The 24,911-nt window shown below is 51.0% G+C and carries 19 protein-coding genes, 4 tRNA genes and 1 riboswitch; of the genes, 6 read left to right on the top strand and 17 right to left on the bottom strand.

Translation table 11 applies throughout. The features are described 5' to 3' along the window. Positions 1-13: 13 nt before the first annotated feature. Positions 14-787, bottom strand: coding sequence for an NAD(+) diphosphatase (gene nudC / locus WFL93_RS23765; protein ID WP_007886283.1), 774 nt, complete (start codon positions 785-787; stop codon positions 14-16). 88 nt (positions 788-875) lie between these two features. Here nudC and WFL93_RS23760 point away from each other — a divergent pair, with 88 nt between their 5' ends. The 3 genes from WFL93_RS23760 to thiE all read left to right on the top strand — a co-directional run bounded on the left by WFL93_RS23760 (position 876) and on the right by thiE (position 4,378). Then, positions 876-1,382: an Rsd/AlgQ family anti-sigma factor gene (locus WFL93_RS23760; RefSeq protein WP_049853484.1), complete on the top strand. Its 507-nt coding sequence runs from the start codon at positions 876-878 to the stop codon at positions 1,380-1,382. 235 nt (positions 1,383-1,617) lie between these two features. Next, positions 1,618-1,718: riboswitch (TPP riboswitch) on the top strand. A gap of 90 nt (positions 1,719-1,808) precedes the next feature. After that, complete coding sequence (gene thiC / locus WFL93_RS23755) at positions 1,809-3,734, top strand: phosphomethylpyrimidine synthase ThiC (RefSeq protein WP_336779181.1); 1,926 nt, start codon at positions 1,809-1,811, stop codon at positions 3,732-3,734. Next, positions 3,731-4,378, top strand: a complete 648-nt coding sequence (gene thiE, locus WFL93_RS23750; RefSeq protein WP_336779180.1) for a thiamine phosphate synthase — start codon at positions 3,731-3,733, stop codon at positions 4,376-4,378. The genes thiC and thiE overlap by 4 nt, the downstream gene beginning before the upstream one ends. A 156-nt stretch (positions 4,379-4,534) precedes the next feature. Here the strand turns inward: thiE and WFL93_RS23745 are convergent, their stop codons facing one another. Further along, complete coding sequence (locus tag WFL93_RS23745) at positions 4,535-5,986, bottom strand: aminotransferase-like domain-containing protein (protein WP_336779179.1); 1,452 nt, start codon at positions 5,984-5,986, stop codon at positions 4,535-4,537. 175 nt (positions 5,987-6,161) lie between these two features. Between WFL93_RS23745 and WFL93_RS23740 the strand changes: the two genes are divergently transcribed. After that, the gene (locus WFL93_RS23740; protein WP_007886288.1) at positions 6,162-6,350 is read left to right on the top strand and encodes a DUF1127 domain-containing protein; all 189 of its coding nucleotides are present in this window, start codon (positions 6,162-6,164) and stop codon (positions 6,348-6,350) included. Between the two features lie 66 nt (positions 6,351-6,416). Here the strand turns inward: WFL93_RS23740 and rpoC are convergent, their stop codons facing one another. From rpoC to WFL93_RS23675, 13 genes are all read right to left on the bottom strand, one after another. Further along, positions 6,417-10,640, bottom strand: coding sequence for a DNA-directed RNA polymerase subunit beta' (gene rpoC / locus WFL93_RS23735; protein ID WP_007886289.1), 4,224 nt, complete (start codon positions 10,638-10,640; stop codon positions 6,417-6,419). Positions 10,641-10,718: 78 nt separating this feature from the next. Next, positions 10,719-14,747 carry a DNA-directed RNA polymerase subunit beta gene (gene rpoB, locus WFL93_RS23730; protein WP_007886290.1) on the bottom strand — a complete coding sequence of 1,343 codons (4,029 nt, stop codon included), beginning with the start codon at positions 14,745-14,747 and terminating at the stop codon, positions 10,719-10,721. A gap of 332 nt (positions 14,748-15,079) precedes the next feature. Continuing rightward, positions 15,080-15,442: a 50S ribosomal protein L7/L12 gene (gene rplL, locus WFL93_RS23725; protein WP_007886292.1), complete on the bottom strand. Its 363-nt coding sequence runs from the start codon at positions 15,440-15,442 to the stop codon at positions 15,080-15,082. 66 nt (positions 15,443-15,508) lie between these two features. Further along, entirely contained in the window at positions 15,509-16,006 is a 498-nt protein-coding gene (gene rplJ, locus WFL93_RS23720) for a 50S ribosomal protein L10 (protein WP_007886294.1), read from the bottom strand. A 349-nt stretch (positions 16,007-16,355) separates the two neighbouring features. After that, complete coding sequence (gene rplA, locus WFL93_RS23715; protein WP_007886296.1) at positions 16,356-17,060, bottom strand: 50S ribosomal protein L1; 705 nt, start codon at positions 17,058-17,060, stop codon at positions 16,356-16,358. A 3-nt stretch (positions 17,061-17,063) separates the two neighbouring features. Beyond that, positions 17,064-17,492, bottom strand: coding sequence for a 50S ribosomal protein L11 (gene rplK / locus WFL93_RS23710; protein WP_007886298.1), 429 nt, complete (start codon positions 17,490-17,492; stop codon positions 17,064-17,066). Positions 17,493-17,640: 148 nt separating this feature from the next. Then, positions 17,641-18,186: a transcription termination/antitermination protein NusG gene (gene nusG / locus WFL93_RS23705; protein WP_007886300.1), complete on the bottom strand. Its 546-nt coding sequence runs from the start codon at positions 18,184-18,186 to the stop codon at positions 17,641-17,643. A 1-nt stretch (position 18,187) separates the two neighbouring features. Next, a complete protein-coding gene (gene secE / locus WFL93_RS23700) occupies positions 18,188-18,571 on the bottom strand; it encodes a preprotein translocase subunit SecE (protein ID WP_007886301.1) in 384 nt (127 codons plus the stop codon). Positions 18,572-18,798: 227 nt separating this feature from the next. After that, a complete protein-coding gene (tuf, locus tag WFL93_RS23695) occupies positions 18,799-19,983 on the bottom strand; it encodes an elongation factor Tu (RefSeq protein ID WP_180822597.1) in 1,185 nt (394 codons plus the stop codon). 107 nt (positions 19,984-20,090) lie between these two features. Then, positions 20,091-20,166: transfer RNA gene (locus tag WFL93_RS23690), tRNA-Thr, on the bottom strand. A 5-nt stretch (positions 20,167-20,171) separates the two neighbouring features. Next, positions 20,172-20,246, bottom strand: a tRNA-Gly gene (locus WFL93_RS23685). A 192-nt stretch (positions 20,247-20,438) separates the two neighbouring features. Continuing rightward, positions 20,439-20,523: transfer RNA gene (locus WFL93_RS23680), tRNA-Tyr, on the bottom strand. Between the two features lie 7 nt (positions 20,524-20,530). After that, positions 20,531-20,606: transfer RNA gene (locus WFL93_RS23675), tRNA-Thr, on the bottom strand. 328 nt (positions 20,607-20,934) lie between these two features. On the opposite strand from WFL93_RS23675, the gene WFL93_RS23670 reads away from it, so the two are divergent. Then, on the top strand, positions 20,935-21,492 hold the full coding sequence (locus WFL93_RS23670; protein ID WP_336779178.1) for a GNAT family N-acetyltransferase: 558 nt from the start codon (positions 20,935-20,937) through the stop codon (positions 21,490-21,492). 202 nt (positions 21,493-21,694) lie between these two features. Further along, positions 21,695-22,645 carry a type I pantothenate kinase gene (gene coaA, locus WFL93_RS23665; protein ID WP_180822837.1) on the top strand — a complete coding sequence of 317 codons (951 nt, stop codon included), beginning with the start codon at positions 21,695-21,697 and terminating at the stop codon, positions 22,643-22,645. 61 nt (positions 22,646-22,706) lie between these two features. On the opposite strand, the gene birA is transcribed toward coaA, so the two are convergent. Next, on the bottom strand, positions 22,707-23,669 hold the full coding sequence (gene birA / locus WFL93_RS23660; RefSeq protein WP_336779177.1) for a bifunctional biotin--[acetyl-CoA-carboxylase] ligase/biotin operon repressor BirA: 963 nt from the start codon (positions 23,667-23,669) through the stop codon (positions 22,707-22,709). After that, complete coding sequence (gene murB / locus WFL93_RS23655; RefSeq protein ID WP_336779176.1) at positions 23,666-24,703, bottom strand: UDP-N-acetylmuramate dehydrogenase; 1,038 nt, start codon at positions 24,701-24,703, stop codon at positions 23,666-23,668. Before murB ends, birA begins: the two co-directional genes overlap by 4 nt. Between the last annotated feature and the right edge of the window lie 208 nt (positions 24,704-24,911).

Below are 24,911 nucleotides of genomic sequence, written 5' to 3'. Positions count from 1 at the left end.
CAGTGTAGCATTTTCACGTCGCGCTGGCGCGACACAGGGCAACGGTATCTTCAATCAGGCGACGCGCAACGGTGCCGGGCGGCGGCAGAAGCGGTAAATCGTCATAGCGATACCAACCGGCATCCAGCAACTCTTTGCCATCGTGTTGCAGATCACCGCCGTCATATTCCGCCATATACGCCATCATCAGTGAATGTGGGAACGGCCAGGGTTGCGAAGTAACGTAGCGCACGTTTTTCACCCGCACGTTGCTCTCCTCCATCACTTCGCGCGCCACCGCTTGTTCTAAGGTCTCACCCACTTCGACAAAGCCCGCCAGCACGGTGTAAATGTTGTTACGATGACGCGCATGATTGGCGAGCAGGATCTCATCACCCCGGCGGATGGCCACGATGATGCACGGTGCAATTTGCGGGTAATAGCGCTCGCGGCAGTGATTGCACAGACAAGCAAATTCGCGCTTGCTGATGTGCATTTCATGGCCGCAATAGCCGCACCAGCGATGCGACCGATAGAACTCCGCCAGTTGCACGCCGCGCCCGGCGATTTGGAACAGGCCGACATCTTCATCAATCAGTTGGCGCACCGAGCCCATGCTATCCGGCCGCGCTTCCCGCACCAGCCAGACATTTTCGCCCTGCCATTCGCCAATCAAAATCGCGTGGCTGCCACTGAGTCCAAACTCGGTGGATAAGCCATGCGGCAGCTCGCCTTGCGGCAACCAAAGTTTTTGCTCATGGCTGACAATCCACCATCCAGCGTCTAAGCTTGAGATCTCACGTTGCATCTTAATCGTTGTCCTTAGCGTCAAACCACACGCTGAAACTCTAATATTAAGTGTGTAATAAACAACTATAACCTACCTGGAGCCCCATATGCTTAACCAGTTAGATGACCTGACAGAGCGTGTAGGCGGCGGAAATGAATTGGTTGATTCATGGTTGCATGCCCGCCGACAGTTGCTCGTCACGTACTATGAGCTTATTGGCATGAAGCCACAAAAAGATGCGTTAACCACGCTGGATGAACAGGCACTCGATGCCTTTTGCCACAATCTGGTGGACTACCTTTCAACCGGTCATTTCAGCGTGTATGAACACATTATTAGTGAGATGCAGGGTGATAACCCGCTGATGGTTGCCGCGCAGATCTATCCGGCATTAGAGGCGAATACAGACCACATGATGCAGCTCTACGACAGCCACCTGCAGCAGGCTATCAACGACGATAATTGCGTGGATTTTCAAACGGCGCTCTCGGAAGTCGGCGAAGTGCTGGAATCACGTTTCACGCTGGAAGATAAGCTGGTACAACTCGCCTGGGATAATCAGCTGGCGCATCTACCGGTTGCCAATGACAGCATCATCGCCCGCCCGGCTTGAATGCCCGCTGTTGTAAAAAACTTGTTATTCGAAAAAAGCCCTCTTATGCTAAATGGGCTTTTTTATTGTCCTCTTTAACGACAATCAAGAGCCAAATTTTGCGATATAAGCGTAGCGTGCGCAGCGAGTTCACGCTCGGACGGCGCGCAGGGACCGGAGCGTACACGTAGTACGTGACGGTCACGAGCACTGCCCAGGCGTGAAATAGCAAGCAAAGTAGCTTATATCGTAAAACACCAACTTGTCGGAGTGCCCAGTGGGGCTGAGACCGTTAATTCGGGATCCGCGGAACCTGATCAGGTTAGTACCTGCGAAGGGAACAAGAGTAGACATCATCAGCACGATGCACGTTGGCGCCCAGCATCGTTTCTGTTACTCCTTCCGAACTCTGGACAAGCAACTTCCAACATTCACAGGAAACTTGCTATGTCTGCTGTTAAAACTTCTCGTCGTGAACAACGTGCTCAGGCACAGGAATTTATCGATTCCCTGCAGGGAACCGCTTTCCCTCATTCAAAACGCATCTGGATCATCGGCAGCCGCGCGGATATTCGCGTACCGATGCGCGAGATACAGCTGAGCCCGACGCACATCGGCGGCAGCAAAGATCATCCGCAGTTTGAGCAGAATGAAGCGGTGCCGGTATATGACACTGCCGGCGCTTATGGTGATCCAGAAGCCACTATTGATGTCCACCAAGGGCTCGCCAGGCTACGCGCAGAGTGGATCGCCGAACGTGGTGACAGTGAAACTATCCACCAGCTGAGTTCCCGTTACACCCAACAGCGTCTGGCGGATGAAGGCTTGGATCATTTGCGTTTTGAGCATCTGCCGCAACCGCGTCGTGCCAAAGCGGGACGCTGCGTTACCCAACTGCACTATGCTCGCCAGGGCATCATCACACCGGAGATGGAGTTCATCGCACTGCGTGAAAACATGGGCCGCGAGCGTATTCGCAGTGAAGTACTGCTACAACAGCATCCCGGACATAGCTTTGGTGCCAATCTGCCGGAAAATATCACCGCTGAATTTGTCCGCCAGGAAGTGGCCAGCGGTCGCGCCATTATTCCTTCCAACATCAACCACCCCGAATCTGAACCGATGATTATTGGCCGCAACTTCCTGGTGAAGGTGAATGCCAATATCGGCAATTCGGCGGTAAGTTCATCGATTGAAGAAGAAGTGGAGAAACTGGTGTGGTCAACGCGATGGGGCGCAGACACCGTGATGGATCTCTCAACCGGCCGCTACATCCATGAAACGCGTGAATGGATTCTGCGTAACAGCCCGGTGCCGATTGGTACGGTGCCAATTTATCAGGCGCTGGAAAAGGTGAATGGAATTGCGGAAGACCTCAACTGGGACATTTTCCGCGATACGCTGTTAGAACAAGCGGAGCAAGGCGTCGATTACTTCACCATCCACGCTGGTGTGCTGCTGCGCTATGTGCCAATGACGGCTAAACGTCTCACCGGCATTGTGTCTCGCGGCGGATCGATTATGGCGAAATGGTGTTTGTCACATCACACTGAAAGCTTTCTCTATCTGCACTTCCGCGAGATTTGTGAAATCTGCGCCGCCTACGATGTGGCCCTGTCGCTCGGCGATGGCCTGCGTCCCGGCTCAATTCAGGATGCCAATGATGCAGCCCAGTTTGCCGAGCTTCATACGCTGGGTGAACTGACCAAAATTGCCTGGGAATACGATGTGCAGGTGATGATTGAAGGCCCCGGGCATGTACCGATGCAGATGATTCGCCGCAACATGACCGAACAGCTGGAACACTGCCACGAAGCGCCATTTTACACGCTCGGCCCGCTCACCACCGACATCGCACCGGGTTACGACCACTTCACTTCCGGCATCGGTGCCGCGATGATTGGCTGGTTTGGCTGCGCCATGCTGTGCTACGTGACGCCGAAAGAGCACCTCGGCTTACCGAATAAAGAGGATGTGAAGCAGGGGCTGATCACCTACAAGATCGCTGCGCACGCGGCGGATCTGGCGAAAGGCCACCCGGGCGCGCAGATCCGCGACAATGCGATGTCGAAAGCGCGCTTTGAATTCCGTTGGGAAGATCAGTTCAATCTGGCGCTCGATCCGCACACTGCGCGCGCCTATCACGATGAAACCTTGCCGCAGGAATCGGGAAAAGTGGCGCACTTTTGTTCAATGTGCGGCCCAAAATTCTGCTCAATGAAAATCACCCAGGAAGTACGCGAGTTTGCTGCACGCCAACAGGCTGAAGCTCAGCCGATTGAAATCGGCATGGCGCAAATGGCGGATGCTTTCCGCAATCGTGGCGGCGAGATTTATCACGCTGCCGATACCCTTAAAGAGGAAAATGTATGACCGACGCCTTTCCTGCCACGGCCCCGAAGCTGGGGCTGTATCCGGTTGTTGATAGCGTGGAATGGATCGCGCGCCTGCTAGAAGCCGGGGTGCGCACCCTCCAGCTACGCATCAAAGATTGCGAGGATCATGAAGTTGAAGATGCGGTGCGCGAGGCAATTGTGCTCGGCAAGCAGTATCGTGCACGCCTGTTTATCAATGATTACTGGCGCTTAGCCATCAAACACCATGCTTATGGTGTGCACCTTGGCCAGGAAGACCTCGATGTTGCCGATCTGGCGGCGATTCGTGAGGCAGGATTGCGCCTGGGTTTATCGACGCATGATGATGCCGAACTGGACCGCGCGCTCGCGCTGCGCCCTTCTTACATTGCACTTGGCCACATTTATCCCACGCAAACTAAAGACATGCCATCAGCTCCGCAGGGCGTGGTGGAATTGAAACGTCATCTGGCACGGTTGCAGGGTGTGCCAACCGTGGCGATTGGTGGTATTTCACTGGCGCGCGTATCTGAAGTTCTGGCAACAGGCGTTGGCAGCATTGCGGTGGTAAGTGCGATTACTCAGGCAGCAGACTGGCGCGCAGCAACGCAGGAGCTGCTGACGCTGGTTGAAAACGGAATCGAACCCGCAGAGGCGATGTAACGCGTTGTAAGTTTTGATGAAATGCTGGAATCTGCCGCGCAGCAGTAGGATGTGACGGCTAGCATCCTGTCCTGACAAGGCTAAAGTGTGCCTGCCCGCTGTCGCTTGCAGCGGGCCAGGGCTGGTCTTAACCTCTCCCAGCCCTGCCTTTCTCTATTACGTCAGGGAGGCGGTATGCACAGTTTCAACACCACAGGCCAGCATGGCACGTTCTACTGCTGCACCGAGTTGGGCTATCGCCTGCTCTGTATGTTCATTCATTGGCAAACCGTAATTCAGGCGCAGGCAGTTACGATATTTGCCCGAGGCCGAAAACAGCGACCCCACCGCGACCTGCATGTTCAGCTCACGCAACTCGTTATTCAGTCTTACCGCGTCAAACGCCTCTGGCAACTCAATCCACATCAGGAAGCTGCCCTGCGGACGCGACACGCATATTCCGCACGGGAAATAGTGGCGCACCCAGCAGCTAAAGGTTTCATAGTTACGTTGATACACCTGACGCATGCGCCGCAGGTGCGGCAGATAGTGACCAAGGCGAATAAATTCGGCGACCGCATGCTGAGGCTGTGTTGCCGTCGAACCGGTACTGATGTACTTCATATGCAGTACGCGATCGCGATAGCGCCCTGGCGCTACCCAACCCACGCGCAATCCCGGCGCCAGCGTCTTGGAGAACGAACTGCACAGCAACACGCGGCCATCCTGATCCAGCGATTTGATGGTAACGGGGCGCGGATATTCCCACGCCAGTTCGCCATACACATCGTCTTCAATAATCGCGGCATCGAAACGCTGCGCCAGCGTTACCAGCACACGTTTGCGAGATTCGGGCATGATAAAGCCCAGCGGGTTATTACAATTCGGCACCACTACCACCGCTTTAATCGGCCACTGCTCGAATGCGAGTTCCAGCGCTTCCAGACTGATACCCGTCACCGAATCGGTGGGAATCTCAATGGCGCGAATGCCGAAGCCACGCAAGGTCTGCATGGTGCCGTGAAAAGTGGGCGATTCGACAGCAATGATGTCTCCCGCCTGGCATATTGCACGAATGGAGATCGACAACGCTTCATGGCAGCCGGTGGTGATCACGATATCTTCAGCAGTAAGCTGGCAACCGCTATCGATCGTCAGTCGTGCGACCTGTTCGCGCAACGCTGCAACGCCCAGCAAGCTGTCATAGTTGAGTTGATCAACATCCTGTTTCTGCGCCATGCGGCTTTGAATTTTCCACAGCGGTTTCAGTGTTGGCTGAGTCAAATCGGGCATGCCGCTTCCGAGTTGCAGTACATCGCTATTAGTCCGGCTGCTGAGCAGCTCCAGTACCGATTCCCACTGGGTAATCTCTACCGGACGCTGTGCAGGTCGGGTTAAGGCGGGTACGGGCGGCGTAGCTTTACGCGTTGCAACGAAATAACCGGAACGCGGCTGCGGCACGATCAGCTGTTTCTCTTCCAACAGATGATACGCCTGCTGCACCGTGCTGATGCTCACACCGTGTTCCAGGCTGAGCGTGCGTACCGATGGTAAACGTTCGCCGCTGCGATACAGCCCTTGCTCTATCCGATCGGAGAGCAGACATGCTAAATGTTGGTAACGCGTCATCGTATGCCTCAACCAGCGAGTAATCACATAAAACCAGTACAGATACCCAGCATTATTACCATTCAGATCTATTGAATGGCAATCTGTATGTTAAAGATAAGTGTTTTTTGCGTCTGTATCATAATGCGTAGGAATTGGACAATGCATCTCAGGCAACATACTGAGGGCAAGAATAATGGAATTCGATCAAAACCGCGCAGCTAAACCTTTTGATGTAACTTTACTGGATATTTTTCGCGGCGCAGTGCGCATGGTGAAAAACTGGAAAGCACGGCGTGACACTCATCGTATCCTGTCAAAATTGAGTGATAACCAGCTTCGTGATATCGGACTCACACGTGACGACGTCTGCCGTAAGTTCTGACAAAATTGCGACGAAAAAAAACCCTGCCGAGGCAGGGTTTTTTATTGGTCAGCTTTAGCAGACGAATTACTCGTCGTCGCTTCCGCCCAGACCGGCGTTCAGCAATTCTGCCAGGCTAGCAGAGGCTTCATCTGCAGTAACCTGCGGTGCAACCGGTGCTTCACCCGCAGAGCGGCGACGCATACGATCCTGGTGATAAGCATAACCGGTACCGGCTGGGATCAGACGACCCACGATCACGTTCTCTTTCAGGCCGCGCAGTTCGTCGCGCTTGCCTGCTACTGCTGCTTCGGTCAGGACACGTGTGGTCTCCTGGAACGATGCTGCAGAGATGAACGATTCAGTTGCCAGTGACGCTTTGGTGATACCCAGCAGATCGCGCATGAACGTCGCGCCGATTTTGCCATTCGCTTCAAGTTCACGGTTAGAGATCTTGATGCGAGAGTATTCAGCCTGCTCACCTTCTAGGAAGTCGGTGCTTCCCACGCTCGAGATAGTTGCTTTACGCAGCATCTGACGAACGATGACTTCAATGTGTTTATCGTTAATCTTAACGCCTTGCAGACGGTAAACTTCCTGCACTTCGTTAGTGATGTAACGGGTCACAGCATGGACGCCACGCAGACGCAGGATGTCGTGCGGAGACTCTGGGCCGTCAGATACGACGTCACCACGTTCTACGCGCTCACCTTCGAATACGTTAAGCTGACGCCATTTTGGAATCATCTCTTCGTACGGATCGCTACCATCAACCGGCGTAATCACCAGACGACGCTTACCTTTGGTCTCTTTACCGAAGGAGATGATACCGCTGATCTCCGCCAGGATTGCTGGCTCTTTCGGACGACGCGCTTCGAACAAGTCAGCAACGCGCGGCAGACCACCGGTAATATCCTTGGTACCGCCAGATTCCTGCGGAACACGCGACAGCGTGTCACCGGCACTGATCTTAACGCCATCTTCCAGCTGAACAATCGCTTTGCCCGGCAGGAAGTACTGAGCTGGCATATCGGTACCTGGGATCAGCACATCATTTCCGTTGGCATCAATAATTTTCAGCGCAGGACGCAGATCTTTACCACCCGCAGTACGTTCTGCAGAGTCCAGAACCACCAGCGATGACAGACCGGTTAAGTCGTCAGTCTGACGGGTAATGGTCTGGCCGTCGATCATGTCAGTGAAGCGAATGAAACCGCCCACTTCAGTAATGACCGGCATGGTATGCGGATCCCAGTTTGCTACGGTCTCGCCCGCTGCAACCTGCTCACCGTCACCTTTCGCCATGACCGCACCGTAAGGCACTTTATAGCTCTCTTTGGTACGACCGAACTCGTCGATCATTTTCAGCTCAACGTTACGTGAAACGATAACCAGTTTCCCTGAGGAGTTGGTTACTGACTTCGCGTTGGTCAGCTTGATAGTACCTTTGTTCTTCACCTGGATGCTGGATTCAGCAGCCGCACGAGATGCCGCACCACCGATGTGGAACGTACGCATCGTCAGCTGAGTACCCGGCTCACCGATGGACTGTGCTGCGATAACGCCGATGGCCTCACCTTTATTGATGATGTGACCACGTGCCAGATCGCGACCGTAGCAGTGTGCACATACACCGAAGTCGGTTTCACAACCAACAACCGAGCGCACTTTGATGGCATCGACTGAATTCAGTTCGATCACATCACACCAGTGCTCATCGATCAGGGTGTTACGCGGAATCAGGATATCTGCAGTGCCCGGCTTCAGAACGTCTTCAGCCGTTACACGACCCAGTACACGCTCACGCAGTGGTTCTTTAACATCGCCACCTTCGATGACCGGAGTCATCATGATGCCTTCGAACGTGCCGCAGTCATCTTCGGTAACCACGAGATCCTGCGCTACGTCTACCAGACGACGCGTCAGATAACCGGAGTTAGCAGTTTTCAGTGCGGTATCCGCAAGACCTTTACGCGCACCGTGCGTGGAGATGAAGTACTGGAGTACGTTCAAACCTTCACGGAAGTTCGCGGTGATCGGCGTTTCGATGATTGAGCCATCTGGCTTAGCCATCAGACCACGCATACCGGCCAGCTGACGAATCTGTGCAGCAGAACCACGCGCACCGGAGTCGGCCATCATGTAGATGCTGTTGAACGATACCTGCTGCTCTTCTTCGCCGTGACGGTTAATCACAGTTTCAGTTTGCAGGTTATCCATCATCGCTTTGGAAACGCGTTCGTTAGCGGCGGCCCAAATATCGATAACTTTGTTGTAACGTTCGCCAGCAGTTACCAGACCAGACTGGAACTGTTCCTGAATCTCAGCAACTTCCGCTTCCGCTTCCGCTACGATTTCCGCTTTCTTCGCTGGGATCACCATGTCGTCGATACCGACAGAGGCACCTGAACGGGCTGCATAAGCAAAACCGGTGTACATGGTTTGGTCAGCAAAGATAACGGTCGGCTTCAGGCCAAGGATGCGGTAACAAGTGTTCAGCATCTTGGAAATCGCTTTCTTACCCAACGCCTGGTTGACGATGGAGTAAGGCAGGCCTTTCGGTACAATCATCCACAGAATCGCACGACCAATGGTGGTGTCGATAATGCTGGTTTTCGCAACGAACTCTTCCTGCTCGTTCTTGGTGTATTCAGTGATACGCACTTTAACGCGTGCATGCAGCTCAGCCAGGCCAGCGCGATAAACACGCTCAGCTTCTTTCGGGCCAGTCAGCACCATGCCTTCGCCTTTGGCGTTCACTTTGTCGCGGGTCATGTAGTACAGACCCAGAACAACGTCCTGTGAAGGAACGATGATTGGCTCGCCGTTCGCTGGTGACAGAATGTTGTTGGTCGACATCATCAGCGCACGCGCTTCCAGCTGGGCTTCCAGCGTCAGCGGTACGTGAACAGCCATCTGGTCACCATCGAAGTCGGCGTTATAGGCCGCACAAACCAGCGGGTGCAGCTGAATTGCTTTACCTTCGATCAGAACCGGTTCAAACGCCTGGATACCCAAACGGTGCAGAGTTGGTGCACGGTTCAGCAGTACCGGGTGTTCGCGGATCACTTCGTCCAGGATATCCCAAACGACAGCTTCTTCGCGCTCAACCATTTTCTTCGCGGCTTTGATGGTGGTGGCGAGGCCACGCAGTTCCAGCTTGCCGTAAATGAACGGTTTGAACAGCTCAAGAGCCATTTTCTTCGGCAGACCGCACTGATGCAGACGCAGGTATGGACCAACGGTGATGACTGAACGTCCAGAGTAGTCAACACGTTTACCCAACAGGTTCTGACGGAAACGACCCTGTTTACCTTTGATCATGTCTGCCAGAGATTTCAACGGACGCTTGTTCGAGCCAGTGATGGCGCGACCGCGACGGCCGTTATCCAGCAGTGCATCAACCGCTTCCTGCAGCATACGTTTTTCGTTACGTACGATGATGTCTGGCGCAGCCAGATCCAGCAGACGTTTCAGACGGTTGTTACGGTTGATCACGCGACGATACAGATCGTTCAGATCCGACGTAGCGAAACGACCACCATCCAGCGGTACCAGCGGACGCAGATCTGGCGGCAGAACCGGCAGAACGGTCAGGATCATCCACTCTGGCTTGTTACCAGATTGAACGAACGCTTCCAGCAGCTTGATACGCTTGGTCAGCTTCTTACGTTTGGTCTCGGAGTTGGTTTCGTTCAGCTCTTCGCGCAGCTGCTCGCACTCTTGCTCCAGATCCATATTTTTCAGCAGCGCCTGGATAGCTTCCGCACCCATCTTCGCATCGAATTCGTCACCGAACTCTTCCAGCGCGTCAAGATACTGCTCTTCCGTCAGAATCTGACGTTTTTCCAGGTTGGTCATGCCGCCTTCGATAACCACATAAGATTCGAAGTACAGCACGCGCTCGATATCACGCAGTGGCATATCCAGCAGCAAGCCGATACGCGAAGGCAGTGATTTCAGGAACCAAATGTGCGCAGTAGGTGAAGCCAACTCAATGTGGCCCATGCGCTCACGACGTACTTTGGTCTGTGTAACTTCAACGCCACACTTCTCACAGATCACGCCGCGATGTTTTAAACGCTTGTACTTACCGCACAGGCATTCGTAGTCTTTTACCGGTCCGAAAATACGGGCACAGAAAAGGCCGTCACGCTCTGGCTTAAAGGTACGATAGTTAATGGTTTCCGGCTTTTTAACTTCACCAAAAGACCATGAACGGATCATGTCTGGCGAGGCCAGAGCAATTTTGATCGCATCAAACTCTTCGGTCTTAGTTTGCGCTTTCAGAAACTTAAGTAAGTCTTTCACGGATTAGCTCCCGTCGGAGTGGAACTCTCAGGGACGCGCACCCGAAGTGCACGTCCCGTAACCAGTACTTGCGAGTACTTACTCGTCTTCCAGCTCGATGTTGATACCCAGCGAGCGAATCTCTTTCAACAGTACGTTGAAGGATTCAGGCATGCCCGGTTCCATCTGATGGTTACCGTCGACGATGTTTTTATACATCTTCGTACGGCCGTTAACGTCATCAGATTTAACGGTAAGCATTTCCTGCAGGGTATACGCGGCACCGTATGCTTCCAGTGCCCACACTTCCATCTCACCGAAGCGCTGTCCACCGAACTGCGCTTTACCACCCAGCGGCTGCTGAGTAACCAAGCTGTAAGAACCGGTAGAACGTGCGTGCATCTTGTCGTCGACCAAGTGGTTCAGTTTCAGCATGTACATGTAACCTACGGTTACCTGACGCTCAAACTGCTCACCGGTACGGCCGTCGAACAGGGTGATCTGACCGGAAGAAGGCAGACCGCCGAGCTGCAGCAGCTCTTTGATTTCGCTCTCTTTCGCACCGTCAAACACCGGAGTCGCGATTGGCATACCCTTCTTCAGGTTTTCTGCCAGACGCAGCACTTCGTCGTCGGTAAAGGTGTTCAGGTCAACTTTCTGACGCACATCGGTGCCCAGATCGTAAGCACGCTGGATAAACTCACGCAGTTTGGAGACTTCTTCCTGCTTCTTCAGCATCGCATTGATTTTTTCACCAATGCCTTTCGCCGCCATACCAAGGTGAGTTTCCAGAATCTGACCGATGTTCATACGCGATGGTACGCCCAGCGGGTTCAGTACGATGTCAACCGGCGTACCGTTCTCATCGTAAGGCATGTCTTCGATAGGGTTGATCTTAGAGATAACACCCTTGTTACCGTGACGACCTGCCATCTTGTCACCAGGCTGGATCTGACGTTTAACGGCCAGATACACCTTAACGATTTTCAGCACGCCTGGTGCCAGATCATCGCCTTGAGTGATTTTGCGACGCTTAGCTTCAAGTTTTTTCTCAAACTCGTGCTTCAGCTCGTCGTACTGCTCAGCCAGCTGCTCCAGAGAGTTCTGCTTCTCTTCGTCAGTCAGGCCCAGCTCCAACCAGCGCTCACGTGGCAATTTGTCCAGCTTGTCAGCTTCAACGCCACCCGAGATCAGTACTGCCTGGATACGACCGAACAGGCCAGCTTCAAAGATCTGCAGTTCTTCAGACAGGTCTTTCTTAACCTGCTTCAGCTGCATCTCTTCGATTTCCAGCGCGCGCTTGTCTTTTTCCACGCCATCGCGGGTGAAGACCTGCACGTCGATGACAGTACCGGATACGCCGTTCGGAACGCGCAGTGACGAATCTTTCACGTCAGAGGCTTTTTCACCGAAGATCGCACGCAGCAGTTTTTCTTCTGGCGTCAGCTGGGTTTCACCTTTCGGCGTCACCTTACCAACCAGAATGTCGCCACCAGTCACTTCCGCACCGATATACACGATGCCGGATTCATCCAGCTTAGAAAGCGCCGCTTCACCCACGTTCGGGATATCAGCGGTGATCTCTTCTGGCCCCAGCTTGGTGTCACGAGACACACATGCCAGTTCCTGAATGTGAATGGTAGTGAAACGGTCTTCCTGAACCACACGCTCGGATACGAGGATGGAGTCTTCGAAGTTGTAACCGTTCCATGGCATGAACGCCACGCGCATGTTCTGACCCAGCGCCAGTTCACCGAGATCGGTAGACGGGCCATCTGCCAGCACGTCGCCACGTTCAATCGGTTCACCCAGATTCACACATGGCATCTGGTTGATGCAGGTGTTCTGGTTAGAACGGGTGTACTTAGTCAGGTTGTAGATGTCGATGCCCGCTTCGCCCGGATACATCTCTTCTTCGTTAACTTTAATAACGATACGAGACGCATCAACGTACTGAACGGTACCACCACGTTTCGCGACGGCAGTTACACCGGAGTCAACCGCTACTGCACGCTCCATACCGGTACCAACCAGCGGCTTATCAGCACGCAGAGTTGGAACCGCCTGACGTTGCATGTTCGCACCCATCAAGGCGCGGTTAGCATCATCGTGCTCCAGGAACGGAATCAGTGACGCACCGACAGAAACCACCTGCTGGGTGGAAACGTCCATGTAGTCAACTTGATCGCGGCTGAACAGGCTTGACTCACCCTTGCTACGGCAGGTGACGAGATCGTCAACAAAGCTGCCATCGTCTGCAAGGTTGGTGTTCGCCTGAGCGATAACGTAGTTACCCTCTTCGATTGCAGAGAGGTAATGAATTTCGTCACTCACTTTGCCGTCAACAACGCGACGATACGGGGTTTCAAGGAAACCGTATTCGTTAGTCTGCGCGTAAACAGAAAGTGAGTTGATCAGACCGATGTTCGGGCCTTCGGGGGTTTCGATAGGACATACACGACCGTAGTGAGTTGGGTGTACGTCACGTACTTCGAAGCCGGCGCGCTCACGAGTCAGACCGCCTGGGCCCAGAGCAGAGATACGACGTTTGTGCGTAATCTCAGACAACGGGTTGTTCTGATCCATAAACTGTGACAGCTGGCTTGAACCAAAGAACTCTTTCACCGCCGCCGAAATCGGCTTAGCGTTGATCATGTCCTGCGGCATCAGCGTATCGAGGTCGCCAAGAGACAAACGCTCTTTAACTGCACGCTCAACACGAACCAGACCTACACGGAACTGGTTTTCAGCCATTTCACCGACTGAACGAATACGACGGTTACCGAGGTGATCGATATCATCCACTTCACCGATACCGTTACGGATACCGATAAGTTTCTTCATCACTTCGATGATGTCGTCTTTGCTCAGGATGCCTGAACCTTCGATCTCATCACGCAGCAGAGAACGGTTGAACTTCATGCGGCCTACCGCAGAAAGATCGTAACGATCTTCAGAGAAGAACAGGTTCTCAAACAGGTTTTCAGCGGCTTCACGCGTCGGTGGCTCACCAGGACGCATCATGCGGTAGATCTCAACCAGCGCGCTTAAGCGATCGTTGGTTGGGTCAACACGCAAGGTCTCGGAGATGTACGCACCGTGATCCAGGTCGTTGGTGAACAGCGTTTCAATGCGCTTGTGGCCTGACTGGCTCAGTTTCGCCAGCAGATCCAGTGACAATTCCATGTTGGCAGGAACGATCAGTTCGCCGGTGTTCAGATCGACGTAGTCTTTAGCAACTACTTTGCCAGCAATGTATTCAACTGGCACTTCGATATGCTGAATGTTGTCTTTTTCCAGCTGACGGATGTGGCGCGCAGTGATGCGACGACCTTTCTCAACGTAGACCGTGCCGTTGGCTTCGATATCGAAGGAGGCGGTTTCACCACGCAGGCGCTCAGGCACCAGTTCCATCTGCAGTTTGTTATCGCGGATTTCATAAACAACTTTGTCAAAGAACAGATCGAGGATTTGTTCTGAGGTGAAGTTTAACGCGCGCAGAATGATACTGGCCGGCAGCTTACGACGACGGTCAATACGGACGAAGAGGTTGTCTTTCGGGTCAAACTCGAAATCGAGCCATGAACCGCGGTAAGGGATGATACGTGCGTTATACAGCACTTTACCGGAAGAGTGCGTTTTACCCTTATCGCTGTCAAAGAACACGCCTGGACTACGATGCAGCTGAGAAACGATAACACGCTCAGTACCATTGATGACAAAGGTACCGTTGTCTGTCATGAGTGGAATTTCACCCATGTAGACTTCTTGTTCTTTAATGTCTTTTACGGTGCCTTCCGGCGCTTCGCGCTCGTAGATCACCAGACGCAGTTTCACGCGCAGCGGTGCCGAATAGGTCACGCCACGGATCTGACATTCAGTTACGTCAAAGACAGGCTCACCCAAACGATAGCTGACATACTGCAACTCAGAGTTGCCGCTGTAGCTTGAGATCGGGAATACGGAGCGGAAGGCTGCTTCCAGACCGTACTGGCCTTCTGGATCTTGCTCGATAAACTTCTGGAACGAGTCAAGCTGGATAGAAAGGAGATATGGAATGTCCAAAACTTGTGGACGTTTACCAAAATCCTTACGAATACGTTTTTTCTCGGTATAGGAGTAAACCATGGGGTTCCTCAGCTAGCTGACATGTCGAACCACGCTGTCCGTCCTGAAAAGGACAGTTCATGCAACACTATTTTTTGTTTTTCATGCGATGCGCTGCACCCCATGCAATACATCTTTCTATCACTCTTAAATCATTTCATCGCCGTTGTTCAGGCAGGGAACCTTCACAGGAGAGCGATATATTAAGGCGTCGATAGAAAAAGATATTGAAGAGGAATGACGGACAAACAGTGCGAAACGCCATCATTCCCCTGTAGCGCAAAAAGGCTGGTGACCTGAACAGTCACCAGCCATCAGCCTAATGTTACTCAGGCTGCAACCCGAGGGTTGTCTTACTTAACTTCAACTTCAGCGCCAGCTTCTTTCAGAGCAGCTTCAAGAGCGGCTGCGTCATCTTTGCTGATGCCTTCTTTGATAGTACCAGTAGCTTCAACCAGGTCTTTAGCTTCTTTCAAGCCCAGGCCAGTTGCAGTACGTACTGCTTTGATTACTGCGACTTTGTTAGCGCCAACAGCTTTCAGAACTACGTCGAATTCAGTTTTCTCTTCAACAGCTTCAGCTGGGCCAGCAGCAACAGCTACAGCGGCAGCAGCAGAAACGCCGAATTTTTCTTCCATAGCAGAAACCAGCTCAACTACTTCCATTACGGACATAGCGGCAACAGCTTCCAGAATTTGGTCTTTAGTGATAGACATATCGATTGTTCCTAAAAATCAGAAAAAGTTTATACGGTAGCAAGCACGAAGGAAAAGAATTTGGCCTTAAGCCGCTTCTTTTGCATCGCGCACAGCAGCCAGAGTACGAACCAGTTTGCCAGCAGCGGCTTCTTTCATGGTCGACATCAGACGTGCCAGTGCTTCTTCGTAAGTCGGCAGAGTTGCCAGACGGTCAATATTGGCCGCCGTGATCAGCTCACCTTCAAAGGCTGCAGCTTTGACCTCAAATTTTGCATTCGCTTTCGCGAAATCTTTGAACAGACGAGCAGCAGCGCCCGGGTGTTCCAAAGAGTATGCAATCAGGGTCGGACCAACAAACGTGTCTTTCAGGCACTCGAATGGAGTACCTTCAACGACGCGGCGCAGCAGGGTGTTACGAACAACACGCATGTAAACGCCAGCTTCACGACCTGCTTTACGCAGTTCGGTCATTTTATCAACGGTCACGCCACGGGAATCCGCAACAACCGCTGAAAGCGCGCCTTTGGCTACTTCGCTAACTTCAGCAACAATCGCTTGTTTGCCTTGAAGATTTAATGCCATTAGCTTTTGCTCCTGGATTGACCGGGAATAATTTCCCGGAACTCACTTCACTTATTCACCCGAGGGCGATAAGCGCTATTACACGGTGAGCAGAATCCAGTGAAGAAAAAATTCTTTTTGGTTCTGTCACCGTCTACGCAGGGTATTAAGCAAGATATCCGAAAATATTATGCTCCTGCGGTCTTGGACGGAGGCCAGGATAAGGCCTGGCTCCAACCTAAGCGACTGAACTGCTAGGTGTTTAGACTTAGCTGATCATTCACTTTGAATCTGGGTTCTGGATTGAATGTTTAACCAGAACAACGGGCGTAAGATTCTAGATGAATTTTTCGCCCGTTACAAGCAGCAATTAGTTTGCTGATGCGCTCAGACCAGCCTGGTCAACGGCAACGCCGGCGCCCATGGTGGTAGAGATGCTGACTTTCTTGATGTACACGCCTTTCGCCTGTGAAGGTTTCGCTTTTTTCAGCGCAACTAGCAGAGATTCCAGGTTTTCTTTCAATTTGTCAGTGTCAAAATCCACTTTACCAATGGTGGTGTGGATGATGCCGTTTTTGTCGTTACGATAACGAACCTGACCTGCTTTAGCATTTTTAACTGCTTCAGCAACGTTAGGAGTTACAGTACCAACTTTCGGGTTAGGCATCAGACCGCGTGGGCCCAGAACCTGGCCCAACTGGCCAACAACGCGCATTGCATCTGGAGATGCGATAACAACGTCAAAGTTCATTTCGCCTTTCTTAATCTGCTCAGCCAGATCTTCCATACCTACCAGCTCTGCGCCAGCTGCTTTAGCAGCTTCAGCATTTGCGCCTTGGGTGAAGACAGCAACACGTACTGAACGACCAGTACCGTGTGGCAGAACGGTCGCGCCGCGCACGTTCTGATCAGATTTACGTGCATCGATGCCGAGGTTAACAGCAACGTCAACGCTTTCTACGAACTTAGCAGTAGCCAGTTCTTTCAGCAGAGCAACAGCTTCGTTGATGTCGTACTGCTTAGTAGCATCAACTTTGTCACGGATTACGCTCATGCGCTTGGTCAGCTTAGCCATTTATTAATCCTCTACTACCAGGCCCATGGAACGTGCAGTACCTTCGATAGAGCGAGTCATCGCTTCTACGTCAGAACCAGTCATGTCCGCAGCTTTAGTTTCTGCGATTTCACGTACCTGAGCACGGGAAACTTTACCGACTTTATCTTTGTTCGGCTTACCAGAACCAGACTTGATGCCCGCTGCTTTTTTCAGCAGTACGGCAGCCGGAGGGGTTTTGGTAACGAAGGTGAAAGAACGGTCGCTGTATACGGTGATAACAACAGGAGTAGGCAGGCCTTTCTCCAGGGATTCAGTCTTAGCGTTGAACGCTTTGCAGAATTCCATGATGTTAACACCCTGCTGACCCAGAGCTGGACCAACAGGTGGGCTTGGGTTAGCCATACCGGCTGCAACCTGCAGCTTAACGTAGGCTTGTACTTTCTTGGCCATGATAATTCCTCAATTGGGTTATAACGCCTGAAAAACAGGCTCCCCGTGATAACGATTTATACGCCGTTGCCGGCACATAAAAACAAAAGGCGCGAAATTATAGGTAAATTTCGCGCCTTTCGCAAGAGCTAAAAAGTGAACAAAAGGGTTAACCTTTCTCCACCTGAGCAAAGTCGAGTTCCACTGGCGTTGCGCGGCCAAAGATGGAAACAGACACTTTCAAGCGGCTCTTCTCGTAGTCCACTTCTTCAACCACACCGTTGAAGTCAGCAAACGGGCCATCGCTGACGCGAACCATCTCGCCTGGCTCGAACAGTGTTTTTGGACGCGGTTTATCACCAACCTGCTGCAGACGGTTCATGATCGCGTCAACTTCTTTGTCACTGATTGGCGCTGGACGGTCAGAAGTACCACCAATAAAGCCCATTACACGCGGTACGCTACGCACTAAGTGCCAGCTGGCGTCATTCATCACCATCTGAACCAATACGTAGCCAGGGAAGAATTTACGTTCGCTTTTGCGGCGCTGGCCGCCACGGATTTCAACGACTTCTTCAGTCGGCACCATGACTTCGCCAAAAAGCTCTTCCATGTTGTGCAGTTTGATATGCTCGTGCAGCGACTTTGCTACACGTGCTTCAAAACCGGAGAACGCCTGAACGACGTACCAGCGTTTTTTTGGAGCTTCAGACATCTCAGAACCTCAGGCCAGTGATAAACGATACCAGGCGGACCAGAATGCCATCCAGCCCCCACAAAATCAGTGACATCACGGCAGTTACCGCGGCAACGATTAACGTGGTGTGCAATGTTTCCTGGCGAGTTGGCCAAATGACCTTACGCATTTCGGTTTTTGCTTCACGAGCAAATGCCACGGTCGCTTTACCTTTGATTGTCAGCAATGCAATGCCGCCTGCGGCAGCAATCAGCACAACTACAGCCAGCGCGCGCAGAGGCAATGTTACATCGCGATAAATATAGTTGCCGACGATTGCTACCAGGAGCAAGGCGACCACAACTACCCATTTCATCGCTTCAAGGCCGCGCCCGCTTCCTTGAGCTTCGGTATTCGCACTCATAAACCAACCTGCCACAATAATTCAGAAACTATTCTGCCCCGCAGAGCGAGGCATCCAAACCGAATGAGCTGTTGAGCGTAACTCGGTATCCAACGCCGTGAAACAGAGCCTGTCTCAACAATGATTATGATTGAAAATCACTGATGAGCCAGGTTCTATGTAACAGCGTGCAAAAAGGGCATCAAATGATGCCCTTTCCTTGTGCATTGCGTCAAATGTTATCGCAATTAAGCGATAATTGTAGCAACAACACCCGCACCAACAGTACGGCCGCCTTCACGGATAGCGAAGCGCAAGCCTTCATCCATCGCGATTGGGTGGATCAGCTCAACGGTCATCTGAACGTTGTCGCCTGGCATTACCATCTCAACGCCTTCTGGCAGCTCAACGTTGCCGGTCACGTCAGTAGTACGGAAGTAGAACTGTGGACGGTAGCCTTTGAAGAACGGAGTATGACGGCCGCCTTCATCTTTAGACAGAACGTACACTTCTGAAGTGAACTTGGTATGCGGCTTGATTGAAGCCGGCTTAGCCAGAACCTGGCCACGCTGGATATCTTCACGCTTAATACCACGCAGCAGAACGCCACAGTTCTCGCCAGCCTGACCCTGGTCCAGCAGTTTGCGGAACATTTCAACGCCGGTACAGGTAGACTTAACAGTCGCCTTGATACCCACGATTTCAACTTCGTCGCCCACTTTAACGATACCGCGCTCAACACGACCGGTAACAACAGTACCACGGCCTGAGATTGAGAATACGTCTTCGATTGGCAGCAGGAACGGCAGGTCGATTGCACGTACTGGCTCTGGGATGTAGGTATCCAGATGCTCAGCCAGTTCAATGATCTTAGCTTCCCACTCAGCTTCGCCTTCCAGCGCTTTCAGAGCAGAACCGCGTACGATTGGAGTGTCGTCGCCTGGGAAGTCATATGCTGACAGCAGGTCACGTACTTCCATCTCAACCAGTTCCAGCAGCTCTTCATCATCAACCATGTCGCACTTGTTCAGGAACACGATGATGTAAGGAACGCCAACCTGACGACCCAGCAGGATGTGCTCACGGGTCTGAGGCATTGGGCCGTCAGTCGCAGCAACAACCAGGATCGCGCCGTCCATCTGCGCAGCACCGGTGATCATGTTTTTCACATAGTCGGCGTGGCCTGGGCAGTCAACGTGCGCATAGTGGCGAGTCGGGGTTTCATATTCAACGTGAGAAGTGTTGATGGTGATACCACGCGCTTTCTCTTCTGGCGCCTTATCGATCTCATCGAACTTGCTTGCTTTACCACCGTAGGTTTTAGCCAGAACGGTAGTGATTGCTGCAGTCAGGGTGGTTTTACCGTGGTCGACGTGACCGATGGTGCCCACGTTTACGTGCAGTTTGTTACGCTGAAATTGCTCTTTAGCCATCGCTAGTCCCTCTAAGACACGGATATATCGAAGATATCGTCATATCAACCAGGCAATGCCTGACTGTTTGGTTTACAGAGAGAGAATCAGGAGAGAGATAAAGGAAGTGGTGCTGATACCCAGAGTCGAACTGGGGACCTCACCCTTACCAAGGGTGCGCTCTACCAACTGAGCCATATCAGCACATCTGGAGCGGGCAGCGGGAATCGAACCCGCATCATCAGCTTGGAAGGCTGAGGTAATAGCCATTATACGATGCCCGCATCCTGGAACTCGGCTACCTGTTCTTTCTGTAGCTTATGAATAATAAAAGAAGACCTTCTATTATTCGAGCCAGTCAGAGTTTCTGACCGACGTTGATTGTGCTAACGCACAATCTGAAATTCGAAGGTGAGAGATGAAGAACTCACCCATCAGATAAGGACTTTATCTGATGCTCAACCAGGAGGTTGAGATGGTGGTGGGAGAAGGATTCGAACCTTCGAAGTCTGTGACGGCAGATTTACAGTCTGCTCCCTTTGGCCGCTCGGGAATCCCACCTACTTGATGGTGCCGGCTACCGGAATCGAACTGGTGACCTACTGATTACAAGTCAGTTGCTCTACCAACTGAGCTAAGCCGGCATCAAGTGGAGCGCATTCTAGGAAGACCCGAAGAAGGATGCAACAAAAAAATCGCTAAAATTGTTCTTTAGCTTACTATTTGTGCAAATCATCGCAAATCACTGCTCAACTGAAGCAAAACCATCCAAAATGCGTGCATTTTTACAGCATAAGGATAATTGGATAACTTAATACCCTCACCATCAACTGCGCTCATTTTTGGGGCACGTTGCCTATTTGCAGTGCAAATTATGAAAATAATTTTGATATGCATCCATTCAGCAGCATTTTTCTACTGGCCCGTAATTTGCTTAGTTCTTTAATCAAATCAATTGAGGGAGGATATCGCATGAATATTGTTCAGCTCACTGCAGAAAATTTGCCTCAATATCGTTACGCGCTGGCCGCACTGATGATTGACGCAATAAAGAACAATATGACAACTGCATTTCAACATTCGCGGGGAATGCAACGGCATCAGGATGCTGAGCGCTATTTTCATAGCTTGCGCGACCAAATGGCACGTCATGATTTGCTGATGTGGATTGCTATCATTGATTCGTCTCTGGTGGGGAGTGTGCAAATGGGTATTTGCCAGCGCCCAGATGGGCAAAATCGTGCAGAAGTTTTGCAGCTGCTGGTGCATTCTGGCGTTCAGCATGAAAAAATTGGACAGCGGTTAATGCAAGCGCTTGAGCAAAAGGCGGAAAGCCATCAGCGTGGACTCCTTTATTTGGATGTTATAGCGGGTTCATCAGCAGAAGATTTCTATCGGTCGCATGGCTACCATTATTTGGGAGAATTGCCTGACTATGCCTTATGCTCGGATGGACATTCTCATCCCAGCGCAATTTACTATAAACGGCTGCGTACCGGCTCAGCAGAAAATGTAGTTTCAAGCTACTGACCGACAAGAAAAATGTGGGCGCGCTTACGAAAGCGTGCTCATGTTTATCATTTTACTTCTTTTTAAAGTCATACTGGTGTTACCCTCCTGCCCATTGTTCTCGTTAATTACCCCTGTGACGTGCAATTGAGTTTGATACATCGTTGTATGCTCGATGCTACAAGGTGTTGATGAATCAGTATTTGCACTCAAATGCATGCTTATGAGTAAAAAAACGACACCTCTTACTACGCCCTATTTACAGTTCAATCGTCAACAATGGGCTGCACTACGCGATTCCGTACCAATGACACTGGCTGAAGGTGAAATCGAGCGGTTGCGTGGTATTAATGAAGATCTTTCATTAGAAGAAGTGGCTGAGATCTATCTGCCGCTATCGCGCCTGCTTAATTTCTATATCAGCTCTAATCTTCGTCGTCAGGCGGTGCTGGAACAATTTCTTGGCACGAATGGGCAGAAAATCCCTTATATCATTAGTATTGCTGGCAGTGTTGCTGTAGGTAAAAGCACCACGGCTCGCGTGCTTCAGGCATTACTTAGTCGCTGGCCAGAACATCGTAAAGTTGAACTCATTACTACTGATGGCTTTTTGCATCCCAATGCGGTGCTTAAAGAACGCGGTCTGATGAAGAAAAAAGGCTTCCCACAATCTTATGATATGCATCGCCTGGTGAACTTCGTTTCTGATTTGAAATCGGGAGCCAGTCAGGTGACAGCGCCAGTCTATTCACATCTGATTTATGATGTCATTCCTGATGGGGACAAAGTAGTACAACAACCGGACATTCTCATTCTTGAAGGATTGAATGTACTACAAAGTGGCATGGACTATCCTCACGATCCCCACCATGTATTTGTCTCAGATTTCGTAGATTTCTCTATTTATGTTGATGCACCTGAGTCCTTACTTGAAAATTGGTATGTAAATAGATTCTTAAAATTCCGTGAAGGTGCATTTAGCGACCCAGACTCATATTTCCATCACTATTCGCAGTTACCTGAAGAGGATGCGCTCAATATTGCGCGCGGACTTTGGAAAGAGATTAACTGGCTTAATTTAAAGGAAAATATTCTGCCGACGCGTGAAAGGGCCAGTTTGATTATGACTAAGTCTGCTGATCATGCGGTACAGAGCGTTCGTTTAAGAAAATAATATTTTGAATGAAACGCCCGCCATCATAAACGGGCGCTTTTTTATTATCAGAGATAAAGAATTAATTGTCAGGACGAAGGGAGATTTCGCCTCCAACCCAGGATTTAACTTCTCCATCCTGCTCCAATAATAAACCTCCTTGCTTATCGATACCCCGCGCAATACCGTATACTTCACGGTCACCAATAAGAAGTTTTACTGGACGATTAATGAAGTTATCGAGCGCTTCCCAACGTTTCACAAATGGCGCCAAACCATCACGTTCAAAAATTGGCAGAGCTTCGCGAAGGCTATTAAGTAATCTTGCAGCTAATACATTTCGGTCAATATCAATTCCGGCTTCCTGCAAATTAATCCAACCTTGATTAATTTCCATTGCGCCTTCAGACCTCATCAGTAAGTTCACGCCCGCCCCTATGACAATCTGCGCGGCATCACCGGTTTTGCCCGTTAATTCAACTAAAATCCCTGCGAGTTTTCGGTCATTGAGATAAAGGTCATTTGGCCATTTAACGCGTACTTCAGGCGCGCCCAGCGATTGAATCACCTCCGCCATGATAATACCAATCACCAAACTTAATCCCATAGCCGCAGCTGGCCCCTCCTCCAGACGCCAATACATTGACATATAGAGGTTAGAACCAAAGGGAGAAAACCACTTACGACCACGACGTCCACGCCCTGCTTGCTGATACTCCGCAATGCATGCATAGCCGGAAGGTAATTGATCCATTCGATCCAACAAATATTGGTTCGTTGAATCAATAACAGGGATAACAGCCAGATTGGATTGATGAAGATGTGACAAGATGATGTCTTCATCCAGTAACTGAATGGGGCCTGCCAAGCTGTATCCTTTCCCCGTTACCGTATATACATCCAGCCCCCAACTTTTTAATGTCTGTATATGTTTATTGATTGCTGCACGGCTCATGCCCAGAGCTTCACCTAGTTGTTCACCAGAGTGAAATTCGCCATCCGCCACCAATGCCACTAACTTTAGTGGCACGCTATTATCTTTCATGAAATCACCTCAACGGCGTTACGTTCGCCACGAGCACCGATAAAGCGCACTTCTGGCTCCAGCCAAACATCGAATTTTTTACCGACTTTATTTCTGACATGGTGCGCTAGATCGACAATATCCTGCGGTGTAGCGTGATCTTCATTAATCAGTACCAGTGCCTGCTGGCGGTGAACGGCGGCGCCGCCCATGCGATAGCCTTTAAGGCCGCACTGATCTATCAACCATCCTGCCGCTAATTTAACTTCACCGTTTTGCTGTGGATAATGAGGAATGGTTGGCCACTCCTTAATTAGCGCAACTGCCAGCTCACCTGTGATGAGCGGATTTTTGAAGAAACTGCCCACATTACCTGTAATTTTTGGGTCAGGCAGTTTGCTTTGACGCATATGACAAATAGCATTGAATACATCCCAGGCACAGACTGTAGCAGGGTTTAATTTAGTCAGATCGCCATAGCTCAGAACAGGCTGCCACTGTTTTGCCAAACGTAATCCCACGCTTGTAATGACATAGTCGTTCTTCATCGCATGTTTGAAAATACTATCACGATAACCAAATTGGCACTCTTCCCGATGTAATCGGACAATTTTTTGTGACGGTAAATGCAAAGCTTCTACGTGATGACAAATATCTTTAAATTCGACTCCGTATGCACCAATATTTTGGATTGGTGCTGAACCGGCCTTACCGGGGATCAATGCCAGGTTCTCTAATCCTGTAATGCCTTTCTTCAGAGTTTGCTCGACTAAATTATGCCAATTCTCACCTGCGCCAACATGCAAATGCCATGCTTCGTCATGGTCATCGATGGTTATCCCTTTAATTGCGTTGACCACAACAGTGCCGCCGAAATCCTCAAGAAAGAGCATGTTGCTGCCCTCTCCCAATACAAGAAAAGGCAGATTTGATCGCTGACTATTCTGCCAGGCTGTGGTTATGGCGTCCGGAGTATCGGCGATGATCAGCGTGTGTGCGCTGACCGCAAGACCAAGGGTGTTGAAAGCTTTTAGGGATGTGCTGGGGCTGGACATTTCACGGCCTTTACTAATTAATCTCGCCGTAGTTTACCTGATCGCTATGATGCGAGTTTGATGTTTTCTGAGTTTACTTGGGAAAATTGGCGTTGTTTAGACGTAAAAAAGCCCTGAACTTCCGTTCAGGGCTTCTTCACCTAATTAATGCCTGGCAGTTCCCTACTCTCGCATGGGGAGACCCCACACTACCATCGGCGCTACGGCG

Origin of the sequence: Pantoea sp. USHLN256 (assembly GCF_037149875.1) — a bacterium.
GTDB lineage: Bacteria > Pseudomonadota > Gammaproteobacteria > Enterobacterales > Enterobacteriaceae > Pantoea > Pantoea nemavictus.
The sequence above is the reverse complement of the archived record's forward strand: the minus strand, read 5'-3'. Positions and strand labels throughout refer to the sequence as shown.